This window comes from Altererythrobacter litoralis (assembly GCF_036324225.1).
In the GTDB taxonomy this organism is placed as follows: Bacteria; Pseudomonadota; Alphaproteobacteria; order Sphingomonadales; family Sphingomonadaceae; genus Erythrobacter; species Erythrobacter litoralis_A.
In genome coordinates this window covers 82,506-106,142 of sequence record NZ_JAZDQV010000002.1, presented here as the reverse complement: position 1 = coordinate 106,142, position 23,637 = coordinate 82,506, and the positions used below count along the sequence as shown (strand labels likewise).

Sequence of the window (23,637 nt, the reverse complement as noted above, 5' to 3'; positions counted from 1 at the left end):
GATATAGTTGCAATTGTAACTATGGCTACGATCGCAGAACCCAAGCAGGACTTTTCGATCCTGCCCGAATTGCCGGCGGATGTCTTTACTGCGCCGCTCAAAAAGCCTGCGCATGTGGGGGCTGACTGGCTGGAGCCCGCGCAGACCGACTATACGTCTGAAGACCATCAGGTGTGGGACGATCTGTTCGCGCGGCAGATGCAGGTGCTGCCCGGTCGCGCCGCCACCGCTTTCATGGAAGGGCTGGAGAAGCTCGACCTCGGGCGCGGCGGAGTGCCCGAATTCGGCAAGCTGAGCGAGGAACTGGGCGCGCTGACCGGCTGGAGCGTGGTGCCCGTGCCGATGCTGATCCCCGATCACGTGTTCTTCTGGCACTTGGCCAATCGCCGTTTCCCCGCGGGCAATTTCATCCGCACGCGCGAGACTTTCGACTACATCCAGGAACCTGACGTCTTCCACGACGTGTTCGGCCATGTGCCGATGCTGACCGATCCGGTCTTCGCCGACTACATGCAGGAATATGGCCGCGCCGGGTGGAAGGCGATGCGCTACAACCACTTGAAGGCATTGGGCGCGCTCTATTGGTACACGGTGGAATTCGGGCTGATCGAGGAAGCGCCGGACGATATCCGTGCCTATGGCGCGGGCATATTGTCGGGCCCGACCGAAGCGGTGTTCTCGGTCGAGGCGGAAAGCCCCAACCGCATCATGCTCAATGTCGACCGGGTGATGCGCACCGATTACGTGATCAGCGACCTGCAGCCGACCTATTTCGTGATCGAGAGCTTCGAAGATCTCTACCGCCAGACGGTCGAGCGCGATTTCGACCGGCTCTATCGCTCGCTGCCGCCGGCCTTCACCTATGCCAATACGGCAGTGATCGATGTCGACAATGTGATCCATCGCGGCACGCAGGAATACCTGCTGCGCGGTGGGCGCGGCAGCGGGGCGAAACCGGTCTGATTGGCAGGAACGGTGGCCCGGCTTAGGCCGAGCGGCGCTTCTCGATCATCTTGTAGGCAGCCGGAACCAGCACGCCGCCGAATATCCCTGCGGCGAGCGCGAGCCAGCTGAGCCCGCCCAGCATCACTCCCTTGTTGGCAAGCAGCCCTGCTGCAAGCGCCCCGGCAACGCCCAGAAAAAGGTCGCGGCGGATGCCCGGAACGTCTTCCACGCGGGTGACGATCGCGGCCAGCCAGCCGATCAGCGCTCCAATCAAGATAAGGCAGATAACCGACATAAGGCCCTAGTCTCTGGCACGGGCACCACGCCCGCGTTTGCTTGGAAAAACAGGCAGCGAGCCGATTGGTTCCTGCCTGCCCCCATTCATCGCATCGCCAGCCATGCCAGCGCCGCGCCGCCCAGCAGGATGCGGTACCATGCGAAGGGCGCAAAACCATAGCGGCTGACATAGGCAACAAAGGCACGGATCACGACCAGCGCGACGATGAATGCGGATACGAATCCGATCGCGATATGGCCCCAGCCGATCAGCCCGCCGCCCGAAAGCAGCTTTTCCGGCTCGGCCAGGATCTTCACCGTCGCCGCGCCGAGCATGGTCGGCACCGCGAGGAAGAAGCTGAATTCGGCGGCGGTCTTGCGGCCCACGCCCATCGCCAGCGCACCCAGGATCGTCGCGCCCGAACGGCTGGTGCCGGGAATCATCGCCAGGCATTGCATGAAACCGATCCCGACCGCCTTGCTCAGCGGCACTGCAGCGACCCCGCTGTCCTCGCCCGGGCGGATGGTCTTCTCCAGCCCCAGCATCGCGATCCCGCCGATCACCAGCGCCCAGGCCACCACAGTGGGGCTTTCGAGCATCATGTCGATCGTGTCCTTAACCGCCAGCCCGATGATCGCGGCGGGCATGAAGGCGACGAGGATGTTGCGCACGAAGCGGACCGAAGTCGGGTCCCACTTCAGCAGGCCCATGCCCATCGCCCAGAAGGTGCGGAAATAGCTGACCACCACCGCCATGATCGCGCCGAGCTGGATCACGATGTTGAACTGCGCCCATTGCGCGGCGTCATAACCGAACAATTCGGTGGCAAGGATGAGGTGCCCGGTCGAAGAGACCGGCAGGAATTCGGTCAACCCTTCGAGGATGCCGAGCAGGATCGCGGTGAGAGTGATGCTCATGAGCTTCGCGTCATGGCGCAGCGCGCCGTGAAGTCAAACCCAATACGCAACCGGTACATGCAAAAAGGGCCCCGGCAGCATGCCGAGGCCCCGTTTCGCCAGCCGGAAGAGCCGCTTACCAGATCCGCACGCGCTCTTCGGGCGGCAGGTAGAGCGCATCGCCTTCGGTCACGTTGAACGCCTTGTACCAGGCGTCGTGGTTACGGACCGGGCCGTTGACGCGGAATTCGGGCAGCGAGTGCGGGCCAAGGCCCAGCCGCCGCCGGTTGTCTTCCTCGCGGCCCATCGCGCGCCACACCTGCGCCCAGGCAAGGAAGAAGCGCTGGTCGCCGGTCAGCCCGTCGATCACCGGAGCCTCCTGGCCGTTCAGCGACATGCGATAGGCGCGGTAGGCCATCGACAGGCCGCCGACGTCGCCGATGTTCTCGCCCAGCGTCAGGCGCCCGTTCGAACAGGTCTTGCCTTCGTCATAGGGGCAGAATGCGCTGTATTGCGCTGCCAGCGCATCGCCCTTGGCGTCGAACGCCGCCCGATCCTGCTCTTCCCACCAGTTGCGCAGCGTACCGGTGCCGTCATATTTCGAGCCCTGGTCGTCGAAACCGTGGCCGATTTCGTGCCCGATCACGCCGCCGATCGCGCCGTAGTTGATCGCCGGATCGTTGCTGATCGAGAAAAACGGGCGCTGCAGGATCGCGGCGGGGAACACGATCTCGTTATAGTTCGGCGAGTAATAGGCGTTGACCGTCTGCGGCAGCATGAACCAGTCGCTCTTGTCGACCGGCTGGCCGAGCTTCGCAAGGTTGTCTGCACGCCCCCATGCCCGCGCCGCCATGCGGTTGGCGAGCGGATCGTTCGACATTTCGAGCCCTTCATAGGTTTCGAAACTGTCGGGATAGCCGATCTTGGTGTTGAACGCCTCGAGCTTGCCCAGTGCGGCCTGCTTGGTCGCGTCGGTCATCCAGTTGTTCTGCGCGATCCCTTCGGCCATCGCGAGCCGGAGGTTGCCGACCAGTTCCTGCATTGCGGCCTTGCTTTCGGCGGGGAAATAGCGCGCGGCGTATTCCTTGCCGAGCAATTCGCCCAGCTGGCCTTCGACCACATCGACCGCGCGCTTCCAGCGCGGTTCCTGCTCCTGCCGCCCGCTCAGCACTTTGCCGTAGAAACCGAAATTGGCTTCGTCGAGCTCGCTCGAAAGCACTGCGGCGTTCGATGACAGGAAGCTCTTGGCCATATAGGCCTTGATCGTGGCGAGGTCGGTGCGGGCAAGCAGCTTCATCATGCCCGGCAGGCCTTCGCCGATCCCTTCGCGGATTTCCGCGCTCAGCTTCAGTTCGGCGGCTTCTTCCTCGCTCGGCGCGATCTGCGCCGCGAGATAGAATTCCTGCCCACCCAGCCCCGATGCGTCGAGCAGCGTCTGGATCGGGAAATCTCCGGCCATCGCGGCGAGTTCCTCGGGCGTCAGGCGGTTATAGGTGAGGTCGCGGTTGCGGCGCGCCACGCGCGACCATTCGATCTTCGCCACTTCTGTTTCGAAGGCATAGACCGTTTCGGCTGCCGCGACCGGATCGGCATAGCCCGCATGGCCCAGCAGCACGGCGAGATAGTCCTTATAGGCCTTGCGGATGGCCAGGTTCTGCTCGCTGTCGACCAAATAGTAATCACGCGTGGGCAGGCCCATGCCGTCGAAGCCGAGCGAAACGGCGTGCGTGTCGGGCGCCTTCGAATCGACCGTGACGCCTGCGCCAACCATGCTGGAGAAGGCCGGATCGGCGAACATCACTGTCAGTTCTTCGAGCGAGGCAGCGCCATAGATCCTGGCGAGATATGGTTGCGCGGGAGCCAGGCCCGAAGCGTCGATCGCTTCGACATCGAGGAAGGCATTATAGGCATCGACGATGCGCTGCCCGTCCGAGCCGGGCGCGTGGGTGCCGGCGAGCAATTCGTCGATCACCTTCTTCACATTGACGCGCGCGTCCTCACCCAACGCGTCGAAAGCGCCATAGCGCGACTTGTCGGCCGGAATTTCGTTTTCGGCGACCCACTTGCCATTGACGAAAGCGAAGAAGTCATCGCCCGGCTTGACCGAGTGATCGATCGTCGCGGGGTCGAAGCCCCAGGTGCCATAGGTCATCACCGGCGCGCTGGGCGCGGTTTCGGTGGCGGCCCCGGAATTGTCATCGGCAAAGGCAGGAGTGGCGAGGGCCAGCGCCATCGCGCTGGCGCTTGCAGCAAGCAAGGTCTTGATCATGTGAATGCGTCCCCAAGAAATCCGTGAAATACGGCGCCCCGGCGCCGATTCCCGCACAACGCCTTAGCGCGCGGAAATTTCCCGCGCTGTCATTGGTCGGGCAAATTTGCAGTTGGTCGATTATTCGCCTGTGGAACGGGGCCTTACGCGGCTTCACTGGCCGCGAATTGCAGCCGCGCCAGCCGCGCATAGAGCCCGCCCGCTGCGGCCAGCGCGTCATGCGTGCCCTGCTCGACGATCCTTCCGTCATCGAGCACCACGATCCGGTCCGCCGCGCGCACGGTTGCCAGCCGGTGCGCGATCACCAGCGTGGTGCGGTTGCGCATCAGTTCGTCGAGCGCCTGCTGCACCAATTGCTCGCTTTCGGCATCGAGCGCGCTGGTCGCTTCGTCGAGCAGCAGGATCGGCGCATCGCGCAGCAAGGCGCGGGCGATCGCGATGCGTTGCTGCTGGCCGCCCGAAAGGCGGGTGCCGCTTTCGCCGAGATAGGTGTCGAGCCCTTGCGGAAGGTCGCGTAGGAAGCTTTCGGCATTGGCTGCGCGCGCCGCTTCCCAGATCTCCTCGTCGCTCGCATCCCATTTGCCGTAGCGCAAATTGTCGCGCGCATTGGCGCTGAACAGCACGCCGTCCTGCGGCACTAAGGCCATCCGCGCGCGGATATCGGCGGGATCGGCTTTGGTCAGCGGCACCCCGTCGAGCCGGATCGTGCCCGCCTGCGGATCATAGAAACGCTCGGCCAGTTGGAAGATGGTCGATTTGCCCGCGCCCGAAGGACCGACGATGGCGACCGTCTCGCCCGGTTCGACTTCGAGCGTGAAATCCTTCAGCGCGGCGGCTTCGGGCCGCGTGGGATAGCGGAAGGTGACATTGCGGAACGACAGGCTGCCGCGCGGCGGCTCGGGCAGCTTCTCGGGCCGCGCGGGCGGAGCGATCGTGGGCCGCGAATTGAGCAGCTCGCTGAGTCGGCTTGCCGCACCGGCACCGCGCAGCAAGTCGCCATAGACTTCGGTCAACGCGCCAAAGGATCCCGCCACGAGTCCGCCCGTGATCACGAAAGCCGCAATCGTGCCGCCCGAAATCGCGCCTTCGGACACTGCAATTGCGCCGCGCCACATCACCATGGTGATCCCGCCGAAGATCAGCAGGATCACGATCGAAGTCATCACCGCACGCAGCAGGATGCGCTGGCGCGCGGTGGCGAAGGTGCGTTCCACCGCATCGCCGAACCGCTGCCCTTCGCGGTTTTCCTGGCCGAAAGCCTGCACCACCTTCATCGCAGAAAGCACTTCGGTGACCATCGCGCCGACATCGGCGACGCGGTCCTGGCTCGAGCGCGAGACCGAGCGGATGCGGCGTCCGAAGAACACGATAGGCGCGATCACCAGCGGGATGCCCAGCAGCAGGCCGATAGTGAGCGTGGGCGCGAGATAGAGCAGCAGCATGGTGCCGCCGATCGCCGTGAGCGTGTTGCGCAGCGCGATCGAGACGGTGGTGCCCACCACCTGTTCGATCACCGCAGTGTCGCTGGTCATCCGGCTCGAAATCTCTTTCGGGCTGTTTTCTTCGTAGAAGCCCGGCGCCAGCCGCAGCAGGTTCTGCTGCACCCGGCTGCGGATGTCCGCGACCACGCGTTCGCCAATCCAGCTGACGAAATAGAAGCGCAGCGCCGTGCCGATGCCCAGCACCAGCACGATCATCAGCAGATACTGGAAGGCATGGCCGATTTCCTGCGGGCCGGCGGTGCCGCCAAAGGCCTCGTCGATGATCACCTTGAAACGCCACGGGATCGCCAGCGTCGCCCCGGCGGTGATCAGCAATGCGACGAGCGCCAGCGCGATCTGAGCGGGATATTGCGCCGCAGCGGTGAACACCATCTTGAGCGGGCCCAGCGTGCGCGCCTTGGGCGGATCGGCCGCGCCATTCCCCTCGCCGCTGAATGCGTCATTTGGGCGGGTTTCCGCCTGTTCCGTATCGTCCTGCCCGTCCATTGCGCGTGACAGGTAGACATCCTGCACCCAAATTTCACGTGCAAAATCCGCACCGGGCCGCGCAATCGCGGCGAACCGAATAATTGTGCATTGCACAATCGCCGGGATGGGTCCAAGAAGTGCGGCCCAAGCGCCCGCCAAGAGGCGCAGGCAGGACAATCAACAGGGGAACGCCTTGCTTTACCACGCATACGAGTTGCAGAAATCCTGGCTCAACAGCGCCAGCGCCGTTGCGTCGATCAGCGCCGAGATGCTGACCAGCCCTGCCAATCCACTGTCCTATTTCGGCATTGGCCCCATGGCCGCATCGGCACTCGATGTGTTTGCTCACGCAACCGCGGCCTATGGCAAGCCGGCTTTCGGGATCCAGCATATCGACCTCGACGGCGTACGCCATCCGGTCGAAGAGGCGACAGTCGTCAACCGTCCGTTCGGCGACCTCAAGCGATTCCGCCACACCGGCCTTCCCGTATCTTCGCCGCGCCTGCTGATCGTGGCGCCGATGAGCGGGCACTATGCCACCCTGCTGCGCGGAACGGTCGAGCGCATGCTGCAAAGCTGCATCGTGTACATCACCGATTGGGCCGATGCGAAGCTGGTGCCTTTGCATGAAGGCACGTTCGACCTCGATGATTACATCGACTACCTCATCGCATTTCTCGAACAGATCCGTGTCGAAGGCCAGGGCGAACGGCCCCATATGATGGCGGTGTGCCAGCCGTCGGTCCCGGCCTTTGCCGCGACCGCGCTGATGAACCTGCACAAGGATCCGGCAACCCCCAGGACGCTGACCATGATGGGTGGGCCGATCGATACGCGCTGTTCGCCGACTTCAGTGAACAATATGGCGATGGAACGCCCGATCGAATGGTTCCGCCACTCGGTCATCGCTGACGTGCCGATGAACTATCGGGGTGCGGGCCGCAAAGTCTATCCGGGCTTCATGCAATTGGCGAGCTTCATGAGCATGAACCTCGGCAACCACATGATGAGCCATTACGAGATGTTCAAGCACCTCACCGTGGGTGACGAGGACAGCGCGAAGGCGACCAAGGATTTCTACGACGAATATCGTGCGGTGTGCGACATGACCGCCGAATTCTATCTCCAGACGGTGGAGGAAGTGTTCCAGAAGCACTCGATCCCCAATGGCGAGTTCCGCCACAAGGGCGAGATCGTCGACCTGACGAAGATCACCGACACCGCGCTGCTCGCGATCGAAGGCGAGCGCGACGACATTTCGGGGCTGGGCCAGACAAAGGCCGCGCTAGACCTCGCCACCGGCCTCCCAGGCAAGAAGAAGCGCTATTACATGGCCGAAGGCGCCGGGCATTACGGCATTTTCAACGGCAGCAAGTGGCGCCAGACTATCGCCCCGGTGGTCGAGGAATTCATCTCCAAGCATGGGAAGGCGAAGCTGAAGGCGGTCGCCTGACATCTGCTGGCGCCCGAACCGCTCAGGGCGCTAAGCCTGCCGCCTCCTGATAATGTCTGTCGCCTTGAGCGCACAAACATGCAGCGCGCGGAATGCAAGATAGATCGCGCAAGCGAAGGCAATGGGCACGAGAGGCTGGTCGAACTCCATGGCCGCTCCCGGCCAGAATATCTTCGCCCATAAGGGTCCGGACACAAGCACGTGCAATCCGACGGCGAAAGCGATCCCGGCCACATCGCACGCCAATTGCGGCAAGACTGACTTGGCGAGCAAACGAGCCGCGCCAAGCGCTGCAGCAAAGACTGTCAACGTGGAGGCGGCGGTGAAGCCGAGCCATGCGATCGGGTGTTGAGCGAAGGGTTCGCCCGGCCTGCTGACATGATCCCAATAGTCGATCGCACTCACCCCGACCAAGAGTATACCGAGCCAAACCCAGTGCGAACGCGGATCAACGGACAAAGGGCACTCTCCCCCGAGTGTCAGCCTGCGACCAGCGCCTGCCGTCAGGCGCGCAGGTCAGGATCGGCCATGTCGCCGTCTTCGAGCTGGACGCCGAAGCTGTTCAGCAGCATCGAGACCTGGGTGTACTGCCCGACAGTGAAGACGAGGTCCATCCGGCCCCGGTCGCCCAGTTCGCCCAGCGCGGCCCAGGTTTCATCCGACACGTGATGGTTCGACACCAGCTCGTCGCTGGCGCGCAGCATGGCGGCTTCGAGCGGGGTCCAGCCGGGCGCATCCGGACCTTGCTTGATCCGCTCGATCTCCTCCGCGGTCAGGCCGCAATCCTTGCCGATGCGCGTGTGCTGCGCGAATTCATAGCCTGAGCGGCAATTCCAGCCGGTGCGCAGGATCACCAGCTCGCGCTCGCGCGGGCCAAGGCTGTTGCGGCGCGACAGGATGTAATTGCCCCAGGCGAGGAACCCCTCGAGCGCCTTGGGCGCATGGGCAAGCGTACGGAAGATGTTGAGCACCCGGCCGCCCCCGACCTTGTTGTCGGGGTTGGCGAAGGGCGCCAGCACGGCCGCCTGCTCCTCGTCGAGCCGTTCCATGTCGACCGGCTCGATGCGAGGGGCAGAAAGCCTCACGTCAAAATACCTCGAACAGTCCGGCAGCGCCCTGGCCGCCGCCGATGCACATGGTCACGACGGCATATTTCACGCCGCGGCGCTTGCCTTCGATCAGCGCGTGGCCCGCGCAACGTGCGCCGGTCATGCCGAAGGGGTGGCCGATCGAGATCGACCCGCCATTGACGTTGAGCAGCTCGTCGGGAATGCCGAGCTTGTCGCGGCAATAGAGCACCTGCACCGCGAATGCTTCGTTCAGCTCCCACAGGCCGATGTCGTCCATCTTGAGGTTGAAGCGTTCGAGCAGCTTGGGGATCGCGAAGACCGGGCCGATGCCCATTTCGTCAGGCTCGGTGCCGGCGACCGCCATGCCGACATAGCGGCCAAGCGGCTGCAGCCCGCGCTTTTCGGCCACCTTGGCTTCCATCACCACGCAGGAGGACGAACCGTCGCTCAGCTGGCTGGCATTGCCCGCAGTGATGCAGTGGCCTTCACCCATCACCGGCTTGAGGCCAGCGAGCCCTTCGAGCGTGGTGTCGGGGCGGTTGCAATCGTCGCGATCTGCAGTGACTTCCTTGAACGAGACTTCCTTGGTCTCCTTGTCGACGATTGCCATGGTAGCGGTGCAGGCGACGATCTCGTCATCGAACTTGCCTGCAGCCTGTGCAGCGGCGGTGCGCTGCTGCGACTGGAGCGAATATTCGTCCTGGTATTCGCGGCTGATGTTGTAGCGCTTGGCGACGACTTCGGCGGTGCCGATCATCGGCATGTAGATGTGCGGATGCATTTCGAGCAGCTGGCGATCGGGCTCGACGAACATCTTGCCGCTGCCGACCACCTTCGAAATGCTTTCGAGCCCGCCCGCAACGCAGATGTCCATATTGTCGATGACGACCTGCTTCGCCGCAGTGGCGATGCTCATCAGGCCCGACGAGCACTGGCGGTCGATGGTCATGCCGGGAACCGACACAGGCAGGCCTGCACGCAGCGCCGCGAGGCGAGCCACATTGCCGCCGGTCGAACCCTGCTGGACAGCGCAGCCCATGACCACGTCATCGACTTCGCCGCCCTCGATCCCGGCGCGCTCGACCGCAGCCTTGATCGACATGGCACCCAACGTCGCGCCGGTGGTGTTGTTGAATGCGCCGCGCGCCGCCTTGGTCAGCGGAGTACGGGCGGTGGAGACGATGACTGCGTCACGCATGGGTAATTCCTTGGATTGCTAAGAATGTCCGATCCTCACCGGGGAGGAGGAGGGAAATCAGACGAAGAACTGCATGATCCATTCGGTGATCAGGGCGGGCTTGTCCTCACCCTCGATCTCGATCGTGATCTCGTGCGTCTGCTGCCACTGGCCGGGGCGCTTCTCGACCAGTTCGAGCAGCTTCCAGTGGCCGCGGATGCGCTTGCCGCTGCGGACGGGAGAGATGAACCGCGTCTTGTTGCCGCCGTAGTTGACGCCCATCTTCACGCCTTCGACCTTGGGCAGGTTCGAATTGGCGGACAGGTAGGGGATCATCGAGAGCGTAAGGAAGCCGTGCGCGATGGTGCCGCCGAAGGGCGTCAGCTTCGCCTTTTCCTCGTCGATATGGATGAACTGGTGGTCGCCGGTCGCCTCGGCAAACAGGTTGATGCGTTCCTGGCTCATCTCCACCCATTCGCTGGTGCCGATGTGCTCTCCGGTCTTGGCTGCGATTTCTTGCGGGGTCATGCGCCTCTCCTCTTCGCTCTGGCGACTCTCGCCGTGTCGCCCGGCTTCATGGCGCATCGCGGCGCGTATGGCAACGAGGTTTCCGTAAACGTCAACCTGCCGCTACGGCATGGCGGAACAGCGCCGCCGACCGCGTTGTCTTGGCCTGCGCCCGGGAAGACGAATCGCGATCGAGCCCCGCAATCGCGCGTTATCGAGTGCTTTACCATGAGCCTTTAGCCTGCAGGCAAGGCGCGCCATGCGCCGGTCGCACAGAAAGATTCGCATCGCCATGGCCCGAGCTGCTCGCGCCTATCCCGCCAAGCGCTTGCCGTTGAGCTGCCACCCGGCATTCGTGCCGCTGGTGTCGCTATGGCTGACAGCGCTGCTTGGCGGCAGCGTGGCGGTGCTACCGGCGGCGCAACTGGCCGCGCTGGCGGAAGGCGACGACAGGCTGGCGCTGGCAGGCATCGCGGCGCTGGTCGGCGGGGCGCTGGGCTGGATCGCCGCGCGACTGGCAACAGCGATCCAGCAGGGGCTTGGCCGCCAGCGTCCGGCACAGCCCGCAGCCTTCGTCACCCGGTTGCTGGAGGAGGCGAACGCGGCCGAACAGGCACAAGCCGCCCTCCAGCCAGCCGACGAAGCAGAAAACGACGCCGAGACCGGCCCGCGCCACGGAAAGGCAGTCCGCCTGCTCCGCACCAGCGCGCCGAGCGAGCTGGCGATGCCCCAGCTGGTCGAGCGGTTCGCGGTCGCGCTCGAAGACCGCCGCTTGGCTGAGGGCAAACAGCCCGGCAAAGCTCTGCCGCCGGACATGGCTTTCGAGCTCCTTGCATTGCGCAATCACCTGCACCGCGCGGCATTGGCCCGGGGCTGATTCGAAGCTCGCACTGGCAAATCGCGCCGCCCCCTCAATTGCGAGGGTGCACGAATAGCTATTCCTTACAATGCTGAAAGAATGCTTCGTTCTTCGCAGTTGCAAAAATCATTTCATGTCGCCATGTGGGATGTGAGCGATGGAAAAGCTGCGTAATGCGGCCTCCATAGTTGCGCTTAATTGCCGGTTGGCGTTCCAGGAACGGTCGCACCCGCCGGCATCTGACAGGATGGATTTTGTTGATGGGATACCCCGCGCCCCAGGGCTTGTATGATCCGCGCAATGAACATGACGCCTGCGGCGTCGGTTTCGTCGCACATATCAAGGGCGAGCAATCGCACGCGATCATCACCCAGGCGCTCGAAATTCTCAAGAACATCGACCACCGCGGCGCTGTCGGCGCCGACCCGCTGCTGGGCGACGGCGCTGGCATCCTGCTGCAGATTCCCGACCCGCTGTTCCGCAAGTGGGCGAAGGACAATGGCAAGCAACTGCCCGCACCGGGCGATTATGCCGTGGCGATGTGCTTCATGCCGCGCGACGAGGCCGCGCGCGCCTTTGTGACCGAACAGTTCGAAAAGTTCACCGCCAAGGAAGGCCAGCGGCTGCTCGGCTGGCGCGATGTGCCGCTAACCTTCGACGGGCTGGGAAAGGCCGTGATCGACTCGATGCCGGTGATCCAGCAGGCGATCATCGAGCGCGGCGAGAATTGCGCCGACCAGGATGCGTTCGAGCGCAAGCTGATCGTGATCCGCAAGCAGGTGCAGAACCCGCTCCAGAAGCTCGAGGAAAAGCACGGCCTGCCGGGCCTGTCGGACCTCTACATTCCGAGCTTCTCCAGCCGCACCATCGTCTACAAGGGGCTGCTGCTGGCGAACCAGGTCGGCAGCTTCTACGACGATCTGCGCGATCCCGATTGCGTCTCTGCTCTGGGTCTTGTGCACCAGCGCTTCAGCACCAACACCTTCCCCAGCTGGCGGCTCGCGCACCCCTATCGCTTCATGGCGCACAACGGCGAGATCAACACTGTGCGCGGCAACGTCAACTGGATGAACGCGCGCCGCCGCACGATGGAATCGCCGCTGCTGGGGGCCGACCTCGACAAGCTGTGGCCGATCGTGCCGCACGGCCAGTCGGACACCGCCTGCCTCGACAATGCGCTCGAACTGCTGCTGCTCGGCGGATACAGCCTCGCGCATGCGATGATGATGCTGATCCCCGAGGCATGGGCCAAGAACGAGCTGATGGACCCTGCCCGGCGCGCTTTCTACGAATATCACGCCGCGCTGATGGAACCGTGGGACGGCCCGGCCGCTGTGGCATTTACCGACGGGCGCCAGATCGGCGCGACGCTGGACCGCAACGGCCTGCGCCCGGCGCGCTTCGTTGTCACCAAGGACGATATCGTTTGCCTCGCTTCGGAAAGCGGCGTGCTGCCTTTCGCCGAGGAAGACATCGTGCGCAAATGGCGGCTGCAGCCGGGCAAGATGCTGCTGATCGACTTCGCACAGGGCCGCATCATCGAGGATGAAGAGCTCAAAGCGGAGCTGGCTAGCGCCCAGCCCTATGCCAAATGGCTCGACAAGGCGCAGTACACGCTGGCGGATATCGACCATATCGAACCCGAACTGTCCGAAGTGCCGCAACACGAAACTTCGCTGCTGCAGCGCCAGCAGGCCTTCGGCTATACGCAGGAAGACATCAGCCGCTTCCTCGAGCCGATGATGGTCAGCGGCGACGATCCGGTCGGCTCGATGGGCACCGACACGCCGATCGCGGTGCTGTCGAACCGCTCGCGCCTGCTCTACGACTATTTCAAGCAGAACTTCGCGCAGGTCACCAACCCGCCGATCGACCCGATCCGCGAAGAGCTGGTGATGAGCCTGCTGTCGATGATCGGGCCGCGCCCGAACCTGCTGGGCATGGAAGCGGGCACCCACAAGCGGCTCGAAATCAGCCAGCCGATCCTGACCAATGACGATCTGGCCAGGATCCGCTCGGTCGAGGTCGCGCTCGACGGCGCATTCCGAACCGAGACGATCGACATCACCTGGCGCGCGAGCAAGGGCGCCAAGGGCCTCAAGATGGCGCTCAAGGAAATGTGCTGGGCCGCGACCGAAGCGGTGCTGCAGGACAAGAACATCCTTGTCCTGTCGGACCGTGCGCAAGGCCCGGATCGCATCCCCATGCCTGCGCTGCTAGCCACCGCGGCGGTGCACCACCACCTCGTGCGGCAGGGCCTGCGCATGCAGACCGGGCTGGTCGTCGAAACCGGCGAAGCGCGCGAAGTGCACCATTACTGCGTGCTGGCTGGCTACGGCGCGGAAGCGATCAACCCCTATCTCGCTTTCGAGACGCTGGAAGACTTGCGCGCGCGCAAGCACCCAGAACTGACCCCTGCCGAAGTGCAGAAGAACTACATCAAGGCAGTCGGCAAGGGCATCCTCAAGGTCATGTCCAAGATGGGCATTTCGACCTACCAGTCCTATTGCGGTGCGCAGATCTTCGACGCGGTGGGCCTGTCGAGCGAGCTGATCGACCAGTATTTCACCGGCACCGCCACCACCATCGAAGGCGTCGGCCTGGCGGCCGTGGCCGAGGAAACCGTGCGCCGGCACGCGCAGGCCTATGGCGACAACCCGCTCTACAAGAACATGCTCGATGCGGGCGGGATCTACCAATACCGGCTGCGCGGCGAGGACCATGCCTGGACCCCGCAGAACATTGCGCATCTCCAGCATGCGGTGCGCGGCAACAAGCCCAAGGACTATGAAGAGTTCGCCCGGTCGATCAACGAGCAGTCCGAACGGCTGTTGACGATCCGCGGGCTGATGGAATTCAGGAAGGCCGACCAGCCGATCCCGCTGGACGAAGTCGAACCCGCCAGCGAAATCGTGAAGCGGTTCAGCACCGGAGCGATGAGCTTCGGCTCGATCAGCCACGAAGCGCATTCGACCCTGGCGATCGCGATGAACCGCATCGGCGGTCGCTCGAACACGGGCGAAGGCGGCGAGGAACCCGAACGCTTCAAGCCGCTTCCCAGTGGCGACTCGATGCGCAGCCGGATCAAGCAGGTCGCCAGCGGCCGGTTCGGCGTGACCACCGAATATCTCGTCAATGCGGACGATATCCAGATCAAGATGGCGCAGGGCGCCAAGCCCGGCGAAGGCGGCCAGCTGCCCGGCCACAAGGTCGACAAGAGGATCGGCGCGGTGCGCCATTCGACCCCCGGCGTGGGCCTGATCTCGCCGCCGCCGCACCACGACATCTATTCGATCGAGGATCTGGCGCAGCTGATACACGACCTCAAGAACGTGAACCCGGTGGCGCGCATCTCGGTCAAGCTCGTGTCCGAAGTGGGTGTAGGCACGGTCGCGGCGGGCGTTTCGAAGGCGCGCGCGGACCATGTCACGATCTCGGGCTATGAAGGCGGCACCGGCGCTTCGCCGCTGACCAGCCTGACGCATGCGGGATCGCCGTGGGAAATCGGCCTTGCCGAAACGCAGCAGACGCTGCTGCTCAACGATTTGCGTTCGCGCATCGCAGTGCAGGTCGATGGCGGCTTGCGCACCGGGCGCGACGTTGCAATCGGCGCTCTGCTGGGCGCGGACGAGTTCGGCTTCGCCACTGCGCCGCTGATCGCGGCCGGCTGCATCATGATGCGCAAGTGCCATTTGAACACCTGCCCGGTGGGCGTGGCTACGCAGGACCCGGTGCTGCGCAAGCGCTTCACCGGCCAGCCCGAGCATGTGATCAACTATTTCTTCTTCGTCGCCGAGGAACTGCGCCACATCATGGCCGAGCTGGGCTTCCGCACGGTCGAGGAAATGGTCGGCCGCGTCGACAAGCTCGACATGCGCAGGGTGGAGCGCCACTGGAAGGCCGCGGGCGTCGACCTGTCGCGCTTGCTGGCGCGGGTCGACATCCCCGCGGACGCCCCGCTGCACCACACGCAGGAGCAGGATCACGGGCTCGAAGCGGCGATGGACAATGAGCTGATCGCGGCGTGCAAGGATGCGATCGCGCAAGCCAAGCCGGTCCAGCTCGAGCGCCCGATCCGCAACGTCAACCGCACCGTGGGCGCGATGCTTTCGGGCGAGATCGCCAAGGCGCATGGCCTCGAAGGCTTGCCGCCCGACACGATCCGCATCAATCTGACCGGCGTGGCCGGGCAAAGCTTCGGCGCATGGCTCGCCCATGGCGTCACGCTCGACCTGACTGGCGACGCCAATGACTATGTCGGCAAGGGCCTCTCGGGCGGTCGCATTATCGTGCGCCAGCCCGCCGACGTGGACCGCGATCCGGGCCAGAACATCATCGTCGGCAACACCGTGCTCTATGGCGCGATCGCGGGCGAAGCCTATCTCGGCGGCGTTGCGGGCGAGCGCTTCGCGGTGCGCAATTCGGGCGCGATCGCTGTAGTCGAAGGCGCGGGCGACCATGCCTGCGAATATATGACCGGCGGCGTGGTGGTGGTGGTGGGCCAGACCGGGCGCAACTTCGCCGCGGGGATGAGCGGCGGGATCGCCTATGTCTATGACCCCGAGGGCAAGTTCGAACAGCTGGTCAACCCGGCGCAGGTCGACCTGGTGCCGATGACCGGCGCGCGCGACGAGGAAGACGGTGCGGGCCGCCCTGCGCAGCGCCCGCGCTCGGTGCATGATTTCGGCATGGGCGACATGCTGCGGCACGATGCCGAGCGGCTCAGGATCCTGCTCGAACGGCACAAGCTGCACACCGGCAGCGCCAAGGCTTCGGCGCTGCTCGACAATTGGGACACCGAAGTCACGCGCTTCGTGAAGGTGATGCCGCGCGACTACAAGCGCGCGCTCGAACAGCTCGAAGCCGAGCGCGAAGAAGCCGCTTCGGTCGCGGCGGAATAAGGGTCAGGGACGCAGACAATGGGCAAGGAAACCGGCTTCCTCGAACTCGACCGCAGGGATCGCGATTATCTCGACCCCAAGGAGCGGGTGCACAATTACCGCGAATTCGTCGTCCAGCCCGACGAGGCGACGCTGCAGGGTCAGGCGAGCCGCTGCATGAACTGCGGCATACCCTATTGTCACAACGGCTGCCCGGTGAACAACATCATCCCGGACTGGAACCACCTGGTCTATGAAGGCGACTGGAAAAGCGCGCTCGACGTGCTCCATTCGACCAACAATTTCCCCGAATTCACCGGCCGCATCTGCCCCGCCCCGTGCGAGGCAAGCTGCACGCTCAACATCGTCGACCAGCCGGTCACGATCAAATCGATCGAATGCGCGATCGTCGATCGGGGCTGGAAAGAAGGCTGGATCGCTCCGCAAGTGCCCGCCCGCAAGACCGGCAAGACGGTCGCCGTGGTCGGCTCCGGCCCGGCTGGCCTCGCCTGCGCGCAACAGCTTGCGCGTGCGGGACACACCGTCACCGTGTTCGAGAAGAACGACCGGATTGGCGGGCTGCTGCGCTATGGCATCCCTGACTTCAAGATGGAGAAACACCTCATCAACCGCCGCGCGGTGCAGATGGAGGCCGAAGGGGTCGAATTCAAAACCAGCAAGGAAGTAGGCGTCGACATCTCGTTCAAGAGCCTGGCCGAGAATTACGACGCAGTGGTGCTGGCGGGCGGAGCGGAAGACCCGCGCCAGCTGCTTATCCCCGGCGCCGAAATGCCCGGCGTGCGGCTGGCGATGGAATTCCTGACCCAGCAGAACAAGCGCAATGCGGGCGATGACGAAGTTCGCGCCGCGCCGCGCGGTTCGCTGCTCGCCACCGGCAAGCGCGTAGTGGTGATCGGCGGCGGCGACACCGGCTCGGACTGCGTCGGCACTTCCAACCGGCAAGGCGCGACCAGCGTCGTCCAGCTCGAGATCATGCCCAAGCCGCCTGAAAAGGAAGACAAGGCGCTGACCTGGCCCGACTGGCCGCTCAAGCTGCGCACTTCGTCGAGCCACGAGGAAGGCGTCGAGCGCGACTGGGCGGTGCTGGCCAAGCGTGTGCTGGGCGATGGCGAGAAAGTGACCGGGCTCGAATGCGTACGGGTCGAATGGAAAGACGGCCAGATGCAGGAAATCGTCGGCAGCGATTTCGTGATCGAAGCCGATCTGATCCTGCTGGCGATGGGCTTCGTCGGCCCCAGGAAGACCGGGCTGCTCGACCAGTCGGGGGTCGAACTCGACCCGCGCGGCAATGTTGCGGCCGATACGGTGAGCTATGCCAGCAGTGTCGACAACGTCTATGCCTGCGGCGACATGCGGCGCGGGCAATCGCTGGTGGTATGGGCGATTCGCGAAGGGCGGCAATGCGCGCGCGCAGTCGATGAAGCGCTGATGGGCGTGACCGAGCTGCCCCGCTGACGCATAATTGGCACAGCCAGAACCAATCGGCTGTTTGTCGTATCCATACAATCCAGCGGATTCCCGCTGCCTCACTTTAGAGGCGCATTGCACTTCCGCACGGCATGCCGATGATGCGCAATCATCGTTGGATTTGCCGGTAAAAGGCTGATAAGAAATGCAAAGTCTTGGGCCTTTGCCGGGAAGCAGGCTCGCAGGACAGGGGAGAAGGATGAGGGTCGCGAAACCTGCGCCACATGCGCGCAAGGGTCGGAGCAAGGCCTGGGCGGCAAGCTTCGCAATGCTTGCCCTGCCACTCACATCGCCTGCACTGGCAGGCTCCGAAACCGAACCTGCAGACGGCTCCGCCGCTTCGGTCGCGATCACCACCAGCCATGCTGCAGCCGCACCGACCCCGGTCGCGAGCGCAGTGAGCCTCGATGGCGCCTTGCTGGCGCCCGCCGCATCGGTACCGCCAGAGGCCGCACCGACCGAGAAGGTCAAGGCGCGGATCGTCGCTTCGCAATTCGTGGACATGCCGGTCGCAGGAGACGCTGCAGACACGCTGCGATACAGCGGCCGTGTCGACGGCTATTTCGACATCAAGGGCAGCGCATTCGGCATTGACGAAAGCGTGACGCTCACGATCCGGCCCGAATTCACCTGGGGCAAGGATTCGAACGGCACGATCGGGCTGATCCCCAACAATACCGCGCTGTTCCGGGGCGAAGGCGCGGACGATTTCGACCTGTCGGTGAGCATCACCAAGCGCTGGAAGTCGGGCGCGCGGCTGACCGTGGGCAAGGTCAATGTGCTCGACCTTGGCGCCAAGCTGCCCGTGGTGGGAAGCGACGGGCATTACGGTTTCCAGAACCTCAGCATGGCATTGCCGCCATCGGCGATCATTCCCAACACGATCACCGGCGCGCTGCTGGAAGTGCCGACCGAGAAAGTACTCTACCGGCTGTGGGTCTACGATCCGGATTCGCAATATGGGCGCACCGGCTTCGAAACCTCGTTCAAGAGCGGGGTCGGCTTCCTCGGCTCGGTCACTTTCCCGGTCAAGCTGGGCGGCAAGCCGGGCTATTATGCGCTCAAGCTCTCGGGTTCGACGCGCGACGACATCAATGCGGATTCGCTGCCGGCGGTGCTGGTCCCTGCGCCGGGTTCGCGCTTTGGCAATTCGCGCGGCGAATTCGCCGCCGTGCTGGCGGGCTACCAATATCTCGCGGTTTATCCCGAAGCGCCGGGCAAGGGCTGGGGCATCTTCGGCCAGGTCTATGCTTCGAAAGGCGACCCGACCTTCCTCGATCGCAGCGCCATGCTGGGCGTGTCGGGCAATCCGCGCTTCCGCCCGCAAGACCGCTTCGGCGCGGCCTGGTTCCGCTATTCGCTCACCGACAGGCTGGTGAACGTGCTTGCTCCGCGCGTCGCGCTACAGGACGAGGAAGGGGTGGAATTGTTCTACACGCTCGGCCTGTCGAAGCAGCTTGAGCTGACCGCCGATGTGCAAGTGATCGACAGCGCAGTGACCCGGCGCGACACCGGGGTGATCGCCGGGATGCGGTTGACCGTTAGCTTCTAGCTCACCCCTGCCCGCGCCCGCGTTCCTGCACCGCGGCGCGGCGCGCCTCGACTTCCTCGGGCGTGACTTCGGAATTGGCGGCGGAGGAAATCCGCGCTTCGAGCGCCATGCCTTCGCCGAAGCTCACCGCATAACCCTCGTCGATCAGCCGCTTGTATTGCGCGAGGAATCCGGGGTCGATGCTGGCCATGTCGGCGGCGAGCTTGCGCGCGAAAGGCAGCAGTTCTTCGGGCGCGACGACGTTGTTGACCAGGCCCCATGCCTTGGCCGTTTCGGCATCGAGGAAATTGCCGGTGAAGGACAGTTCCTTCGCGCGCGAAATCCCGATCATCCGGCTCAACTTCTGGCTCAGGCCCCAGCCGGGCACGATGCCGACGCGCGCATGGGTGTCGGCGAAGCGCGCATTGGTGCTTGCGACCAGCACGTCGCACGCAATCGCGACTTCGAAACCGCCGGTGATCGCTACGCCATTGATCGCGCCGATCACGGGCTTGCGGCATTGCTCGATCGCCTTGACCGGGTTCTCGTCCGCGCCGCGCGCATTGGCCGCGCCCAGCGCGCCTTGCTGGCTGCCAAGCTCCTTGAGGTCGAGCCCGGCGGTGAAGGCGCGCTCGCCCGCGCCGGTGAGGATGGCGACGCGCACGCTTTCGTCCTGGTCGACCTGCCGCATCACTTGCGCCAGCCGCGCGCGCAGCGCTTTCGACAGCGCATTCATCGCTTGCGGGCGATTGAGCGTGACCAGCGCCACGCCGTCCGAAACTTCGAGCAGGACCGTTTCTTCGCTCATCTTCGCTCCTCAATCTTCCTGTTGCGGGCCGGCAGGTGCCATGCCTTCGCTATCGCATATTTCAGTGGCGGGTGCAGGGGAAAGCCCGCTCGCCTCTTCGCGCGCCAGAGCCATGTCTGCCCGAAACGTCTCGTCCGCCTGCAGCCGCGCGTAAGTTGCGGCAGCAAAGGCGCGCGCTTCCTCGGTATCGCTGTACCAGTGAACGTTGCACACCCAGCGGCTGTTGCCATAGCCGCGCCCGCGCGCCAGCAAATCCGCTGCGCGTTCGGGGAAGAGGCTGGCGAGCACCATGCCCGTGCCATAGCCGATCGCCGAATGGCCCGAGGGATAGGAGCCGTTGCCGCGCAGGAAAGGCTCGTCCTGCGGAGTGCAGGTCGGCGCATTGTTGGTCATGAAGGGCCGCGTGCGCTGGAATTGCGCCTTCACCGCGCCGGTCGAAGCGCCGAAATCGCTCGCCGCGCGGCGCAGCACATTGGCGATGCGCGGCGTCGCCGTGGCTGAGATCCTGACGCCTGCAGCGCAGGAGAAAGCGCGGCCATACCACCCGTCGCCAAGGTCGGCGTCGCGTGCGGCAAGCTGCCAGCGCGCCGAGCCCTGCATGGAAAGCGCGCGGGCATTGGCTTCCTCGTCGATCGTCATGCGCGTGGTGCCCGGTTCCGGCGGAGGATGGATCAGCCGTTCGCCACCCGGCAGCGGGCCGCCGAGATAGGGCTGGCCGAGGGCGAACTGCGGTGGCGGCTGGGTTTGCGCCTGGGGCGCTTCGGCCCCCAGCGGGCCAACCGCGCAGGCCGCCAGCAGCATGCACGCCGCGAGCAATGCCGGCCCTGCCCGTGCGACTCGCCTTTCGCTCATCCCTTGTCTCCCTCACCGCCCCATTCGATCGTGCCACGTCCGTGCCGTTCAAGGAAGGCGTTTGCCTGGCTGAACGGGCGCGAGCCGAAAAATCCGCGATGCGCCGAAAGCGGGCTTGGGTGCGGGCTTTGCAGCACGAGGTGGTGCCCGCCTGCGCCCAGCCCCTTTACCCGGCTCGCCTTCTTCTGGGCATGGCTGCCCCACAGGATGAATACTGTCGGCAGGCCCTGCTTCACGACCGCATCGACGCAGGCGTCGGTGATCGCGTCCCAGCCGCGCCCGGCATGGCTGCCCGCCAGCCCCGATTCGACCGTGAGCGTGTTGTTGAGCAGCAGCACTCCTTGCCGCGCCCAGCGTTCGAGATTGCCGCTCGGCGGGGCATGGACGCCAAGATCGCTTTCGAGCTCCTTGTAGATATTGACCAGCGAAGGCGGCAGCCGCACCCCGTCGCGCACCGAAAAGGCGAGGCCGTGCGCCTGCCCCGGCCCGTGGTAGGGGTCCTGCCCCAGTATTACCACGCGCACCTTGTCGAGCGGAGTCATCGCCAGCGCCGCCAGCCTTTGCCCGCGCGGGGGGAACACCTGCTTGCCCGATTCTTCCTCGCTGCGCAGCCAGCCGCCCAGCCGCCGCGCTTCAGGCGCGGCCAGCACCGGATCGAGCGCATCGCGCCAGCTGTCGGGAATTGCCTCGGCCGTCATCGGGGCAACTTACCCCGGCGCGCGCGATGCAACCACCACCCCTTTCCCTCTTTCCCCAATCGGCCTAATGGCAGAGCGATGGCTATATATTTTCACGAAGAAGACCTGCCCGAAGGCGCGCTGGGCGAAGGATCGATCGCAGTCGATACCGAAACCATGGGGCTGATCACCCACCGCGACCGGCTGTGCGTGGTGCAGCTGAGCGACGGCAGCGGCAATGAGCATCTGGTGCGCTTCGGCCCGAACAGCAGTTATGACGCGCCCAATCTCAAGGCAGTGCTGGGCGACCCGAACCGGCTCAAGCTGTTCCACTATGCCCGCTTCGACTTGGCCGCGATCGAGCACTATCTCGGCGTCACGGCCGCGCCGGTGTTCTGCACCAAGATCGCAAGCAAGCTGACCCGCACCTATACCGACCGGCACGGGCTCAAGATGCTGGTCGAGGAACTGCTCGGCGAAAGCCTTTCCAAGGTCCAGCAGTCGAGCGACTGGGGCGGCCCCGTGCTTAATGACGCGCAGCGCGACTATGCGGCGAGCGACGTGCGCTTCCTCCACCGGCTGCAGGCCGAGCTGGTCAAAAGGCTCGAGCGCGAAGGCCGGATGGAAATCGCGCAGGCCTGTTTCGACTTCCTGCCCACCCGCGCGCGGCTCGACCTCGCCGGATGGCCGGACCGCGACATCTTCAGCCACGAATAGCAGCGGAGGCCCCGAGCGCGGCAATCATGACCACCAGCGAGCGGATCGAAACCAGCGAAGCGAAGGAACTGCGCAGCAAGCGCCAGCACTTCGCCGCGCCCGGCGGTTCGCATGACAAGCTGGTGCATTTCCTCGCCCGCGCACTTCCCATGGGAGTGGGGATCATCGCCGCGCTGATGGTGATCACGCCGCTTTCGCCGCGCGGCGAAGTGAGCTTCCTGCTCGATCGCAACAAGGTGGCGATGATCGACGAGCGGCTCGCGGTGAACAATGCGATGTACCGCGGCGCGGACGACAATGGCCGCCCCTTCTCGCTAACCGCAGGCGAAGCGGTGCAGCGTTCGAGCTCCGAAGGCGTCGTTCGCATGCGCGACCTGATGGCGCAGATCCTGCTGCGCGACGGCCCGGCGCGGATCAGCGCCGATGCCGGCAGCTATGACATCGAGAGCGAAGTGGTGGCGATCGACGGGCCGCTGCGCCTTTCCGCTGCCGACGGCTATTCGATGATGGCGCAAGGCGTTTCGGTCGATCTCAAGCAGCACCGCGTGGTCGGCACCGGCGGCGTAGAAGGCGCGGTTCCCGCCGCGACCTTCTCGGGCGACCAGCTAGAAGCCGATCTCGACAAGCGCACCTTTTCCGTGAAAGGCAATGTCCGGCTGAGCATGCAGCCCGGCGAATTGAGGAAGCCCTGATGAACCGCTCGTACACCGCACCAGCGATCCGCTCCGCCGCACTCGGCTTCGTCCTCACGCTTGTCGCAATGGGCGGGATCGAACTGCACGCGCAGGGGCTGGGCGGGCATGATTCGAAAGCGCGGGTCGATTACAGTGCGTCCAACCTCTACATCGACGACCGCCAGAACCGCGGCGTGCTGTCGGGCGGCGTCACGGTGACGCAGGCCGGGCTGACGGTGCGGTCACAGCGCATGATCGTCGACTACAGCGATGCCGAACGGCTTTCGATCTCGCGCATCACCGCCACTGGCGGAGTCTATGTGGCGCGCGGCGGCGAAACCGCGCGCGGCGACGCGGCGGTATACGACCTTGACCGGCGCATCATCACCATGGCCGGCAATGTCGAGCTGCGGCGCGGTGGTGACCGGCTGTCGGGCGGTCGGCTGGTAATAGACCTTGCTTCAGGCCGCGCCAGCGTCGACGGGCGCGGCGCCACCGGCGGTCAGGCCACCGGCGGGCAGGTGACGGGCAGCTTCAACGTGCCCCAGCGCGAACGCCAGGCCACCGAAGACGACGAGCGGTAGGCG

General features: G+C 64.7%; 20 protein-coding genes. 9 read left to right on the top strand and 11 right to left on the bottom strand.

The genetic code is table 11. The features are described from left to right. Positions 1–21 precede the first annotated feature (21 nt). Positions 22–963, top strand: a complete 942-nt coding sequence (gene phhA, locus VRS74_RS02380) for a phenylalanine 4-monooxygenase (RefSeq protein ID WP_354143640.1) — start codon at positions 22–24, stop codon at positions 961–963. 22 nt (positions 964–985) lie between these two features. On the opposite strand, the gene VRS74_RS02375 is transcribed toward phhA, so the two are convergent. The 4 genes from VRS74_RS02375 to VRS74_RS02360 form a co-directional block, all read right to left on the bottom strand. Beyond that, positions 986–1,219 carry a hypothetical protein gene (locus tag VRS74_RS02375; protein ID WP_354143639.1) on the bottom strand — a complete coding sequence of 78 codons (234 nt, stop codon included), beginning with the start codon at positions 1,217–1,219 and terminating at the stop codon, positions 986–988. A 107-nt stretch (positions 1,220–1,326) separates the two neighbouring features. Next, on the bottom strand, positions 1,327–2,139 hold the full coding sequence (locus VRS74_RS02370; RefSeq protein WP_354143638.1) for an undecaprenyl-diphosphate phosphatase: 813 nt from the start codon (positions 2,137–2,139) through the stop codon (positions 1,327–1,329). 115 nt (positions 2,140–2,254) lie between these two features. After that, complete coding sequence (locus VRS74_RS02365) at positions 2,255–4,387, bottom strand: M13 family metallopeptidase (RefSeq protein WP_354143637.1); 2,133 nt, start codon at positions 4,385–4,387, stop codon at positions 2,255–2,257. 143 nt (positions 4,388–4,530) lie between these two features. Next, positions 4,531–6,375, bottom strand: a complete 1,845-nt coding sequence (locus VRS74_RS02360) for an ABC transporter transmembrane domain-containing protein (RefSeq protein ID WP_354143881.1) — start codon at positions 6,373–6,375, stop codon at positions 4,531–4,533. A 175-nt stretch (positions 6,376–6,550) separates the two neighbouring features. Here VRS74_RS02360 and VRS74_RS02355 point away from each other — a divergent pair, with 175 nt between their 5' ends. Beyond that, positions 6,551–7,810: a polyhydroxyalkanoate depolymerase gene (locus VRS74_RS02355; protein WP_354143636.1), complete on the top strand. Its 1,260-nt coding sequence runs from the start codon at positions 6,551–6,553 to the stop codon at positions 7,808–7,810. 30 nt (positions 7,811–7,840) lie between these two features. Here the strand turns inward: VRS74_RS02355 and VRS74_RS02350 are convergent, their stop codons facing one another. From VRS74_RS02350 to VRS74_RS02335, 4 genes are all read right to left on the bottom strand, one after another. Beyond that, entirely contained in the window at positions 7,841–8,215 is a 375-nt protein-coding gene (locus VRS74_RS02350; RefSeq protein WP_354143635.1) for a hypothetical protein, read from the bottom strand. 98 nt (positions 8,216–8,313) lie between these two features. Then, positions 8,314–8,895, bottom strand: coding sequence for a carboxymuconolactone decarboxylase family protein (locus tag VRS74_RS02345; RefSeq protein WP_354143634.1), 582 nt, complete (start codon positions 8,893–8,895; stop codon positions 8,314–8,316). Between the two features lies 1 nt (position 8,896). After that, positions 8,897–10,078 carry an acetyl-CoA C-acyltransferase gene (locus VRS74_RS02340; protein WP_354143633.1) on the bottom strand — a complete coding sequence of 394 codons (1,182 nt, stop codon included), beginning with the start codon at positions 10,076–10,078 and terminating at the stop codon, positions 8,897–8,899. Between the two features lie 57 nt (positions 10,079–10,135). Further along, positions 10,136–10,585 (bottom strand): MaoC family dehydratase, encoded by a 450-nt coding sequence (locus VRS74_RS02335; RefSeq protein ID WP_354143632.1) that lies wholly within the window; start codon positions 10,583–10,585, stop codon positions 10,136–10,138. Positions 10,586–10,856: 271 nt separating this feature from the next. On the opposite strand from VRS74_RS02335, the gene VRS74_RS02330 reads away from it, so the two are divergent. From VRS74_RS02330 to VRS74_RS02315, 4 genes are all read left to right on the top strand, one after another. Further along, positions 10,857–11,441 carry a hypothetical protein gene (locus VRS74_RS02330; RefSeq protein WP_354143631.1) on the top strand — a complete coding sequence of 195 codons (585 nt, stop codon included), beginning with the start codon at positions 10,857–10,859 and terminating at the stop codon, positions 11,439–11,441. Between the two features lie 242 nt (positions 11,442–11,683). Next, complete coding sequence (gene gltB, locus VRS74_RS02325; protein WP_354143630.1) at positions 11,684–16,324, top strand: glutamate synthase large subunit; 4,641 nt, start codon at positions 11,684–11,686, stop codon at positions 16,322–16,324. Between the two features lie 18 nt (positions 16,325–16,342). Next, positions 16,343–17,779 (top strand): glutamate synthase subunit beta, encoded by a 1,437-nt coding sequence (locus VRS74_RS02320; protein ID WP_354143629.1) that lies wholly within the window; start codon positions 16,343–16,345, stop codon positions 17,777–17,779. A gap of 211 nt (positions 17,780–17,990) precedes the next feature. After that, the gene (locus VRS74_RS02315; protein ID WP_354143628.1) at positions 17,991–19,343 is read left to right on the top strand and encodes a carbohydrate porin; all 1,353 of its coding nucleotides are present in this window, start codon (positions 17,991–17,993) and stop codon (positions 19,341–19,343) included. 1 nt (position 19,344) lies between these two features. Here the strand turns inward: VRS74_RS02315 and VRS74_RS02310 are convergent, their stop codons facing one another. Genes VRS74_RS02310 through ung form a run of 3 tightly spaced genes read right to left on the bottom strand, consistent with a single transcriptional unit; the run spans position 19,345 to position 21,680 of the window. Then, the gene (locus tag VRS74_RS02310; protein ID WP_354143627.1) at positions 19,345–20,130 is read right to left on the bottom strand and encodes an enoyl-CoA hydratase; all 786 of its coding nucleotides are present in this window, start codon (positions 20,128–20,130) and stop codon (positions 19,345–19,347) included. 9 nt (positions 20,131–20,139) lie between these two features. Continuing rightward, positions 20,140–20,982, bottom strand: coding sequence for an acid phosphatase (locus VRS74_RS02305; RefSeq protein WP_354143626.1), 843 nt, complete (start codon positions 20,980–20,982; stop codon positions 20,140–20,142). Further along, the gene (gene ung, locus VRS74_RS02300; protein WP_354143625.1) at positions 20,979–21,680 is read right to left on the bottom strand and encodes a uracil-DNA glycosylase; all 702 of its coding nucleotides are present in this window, start codon (positions 21,678–21,680) and stop codon (positions 20,979–20,981) included. The genes VRS74_RS02305 and ung overlap by 4 nt, the downstream gene beginning before the upstream one ends. Before the next feature lie 78 nt (positions 21,681–21,758). On the opposite strand from ung, the gene VRS74_RS02295 reads away from it, so the two are divergent. The 3 genes from VRS74_RS02295 to VRS74_RS02285 are packed head-to-tail and all read left to right on the top strand — an operon-like array spanning position 21,759 to position 23,634. Continuing rightward, positions 21,759–22,376: a ribonuclease D gene (locus VRS74_RS02295; RefSeq protein ID WP_354143624.1), complete on the top strand. Its 618-nt coding sequence runs from the start codon at positions 21,759–21,761 to the stop codon at positions 22,374–22,376. A 26-nt stretch (positions 22,377–22,402) separates the two neighbouring features. After that, complete coding sequence (locus VRS74_RS02290; RefSeq protein WP_354143623.1) at positions 22,403–23,068, top strand: LPS export ABC transporter periplasmic protein LptC; 666 nt, start codon at positions 22,403–22,405, stop codon at positions 23,066–23,068. Beyond that, positions 23,068–23,634, top strand: coding sequence for an LptA/OstA family protein (locus VRS74_RS02285; protein WP_354143622.1), 567 nt, complete (start codon positions 23,068–23,070; stop codon positions 23,632–23,634). The genes VRS74_RS02290 and VRS74_RS02285 overlap by 1 nt, the downstream gene beginning before the upstream one ends. The last annotated feature ends 3 nt before the right edge of the window (positions 23,635–23,637 follow it).

Excerpts from the sequence above, each read along its gene's own strand:
- phhA (WP_354143640.1), top strand. The coding sequence starts at position 22 with ATGGCTACGATCGCAGAACCCAAGCAGGACTTTTCGATCCTGCCCGAA.
- VRS74_RS02370 (WP_354143638.1), bottom strand. The coding sequence starts at position 2,139 with ATGAGCATCACTCTCACCGCGATCCTGCTCGGCATCCTCGAAGGGTTG.
- VRS74_RS02365 (WP_354143637.1), bottom strand. The coding sequence starts at position 4,387 with ATGATCAAGACCTTGCTTGCTGCAAGCGCCAGCGCGATGGCGCTGGCC.
- VRS74_RS02360 (WP_354143881.1), bottom strand. The coding sequence starts at position 6,375 with ATGGACGGGCAGGACGATACGGAACAGGCGGAAACCCGCCCAAATGAC.
- VRS74_RS02340 (WP_354143633.1), bottom strand. The coding sequence starts at position 10,078 with ATGCGTGACGCAGTCATCGTCTCCACCGCCCGTACTCCGCTGACCAAG.
- VRS74_RS02335 (WP_354143632.1), bottom strand. The coding sequence starts at position 10,585 with ATGACCCCGCAAGAAATCGCAGCCAAGACCGGAGAGCACATCGGCACC.
- VRS74_RS02330 (WP_354143631.1), top strand. The coding sequence starts at position 10,857 with ATGGCCCGAGCTGCTCGCGCCTATCCCGCCAAGCGCTTGCCGTTGAGC.
- gltB (WP_354143630.1), top strand. The coding sequence starts at position 11,684 with ATGGGATACCCCGCGCCCCAGGGCTTGTATGATCCGCGCAATGAACAT.
- VRS74_RS02320 (WP_354143629.1), top strand. The coding sequence starts at position 16,343 with ATGGGCAAGGAAACCGGCTTCCTCGAACTCGACCGCAGGGATCGCGAT.
- VRS74_RS02315 (WP_354143628.1), top strand. The coding sequence starts at position 17,991 with ATGAGGGTCGCGAAACCTGCGCCACATGCGCGCAAGGGTCGGAGCAAG.
- VRS74_RS02310 (WP_354143627.1), bottom strand. The coding sequence starts at position 20,130 with ATGAGCGAAGAAACGGTCCTGCTCGAAGTTTCGGACGGCGTGGCGCTG.
- VRS74_RS02305 (WP_354143626.1), bottom strand. The coding sequence starts at position 20,982 with ATGAGCGAAAGGCGAGTCGCACGGGCAGGGCCGGCATTGCTCGCGGCG.
- ung (WP_354143625.1), bottom strand. The coding sequence starts at position 21,680 with ATGACGGCCGAGGCAATTCCCGACAGCTGGCGCGATGCGCTCGATCCG.
- VRS74_RS02295 (WP_354143624.1), top strand. The coding sequence starts at position 21,759 with ATGGCTATATATTTTCACGAAGAAGACCTGCCCGAAGGCGCGCTGGGC.
- VRS74_RS02290 (WP_354143623.1), top strand. The coding sequence starts at position 22,403 with ATGACCACCAGCGAGCGGATCGAAACCAGCGAAGCGAAGGAACTGCGC.
- VRS74_RS02285 (WP_354143622.1), top strand. The coding sequence starts at position 23,068 with ATGAACCGCTCGTACACCGCACCAGCGATCCGCTCCGCCGCACTCGGC.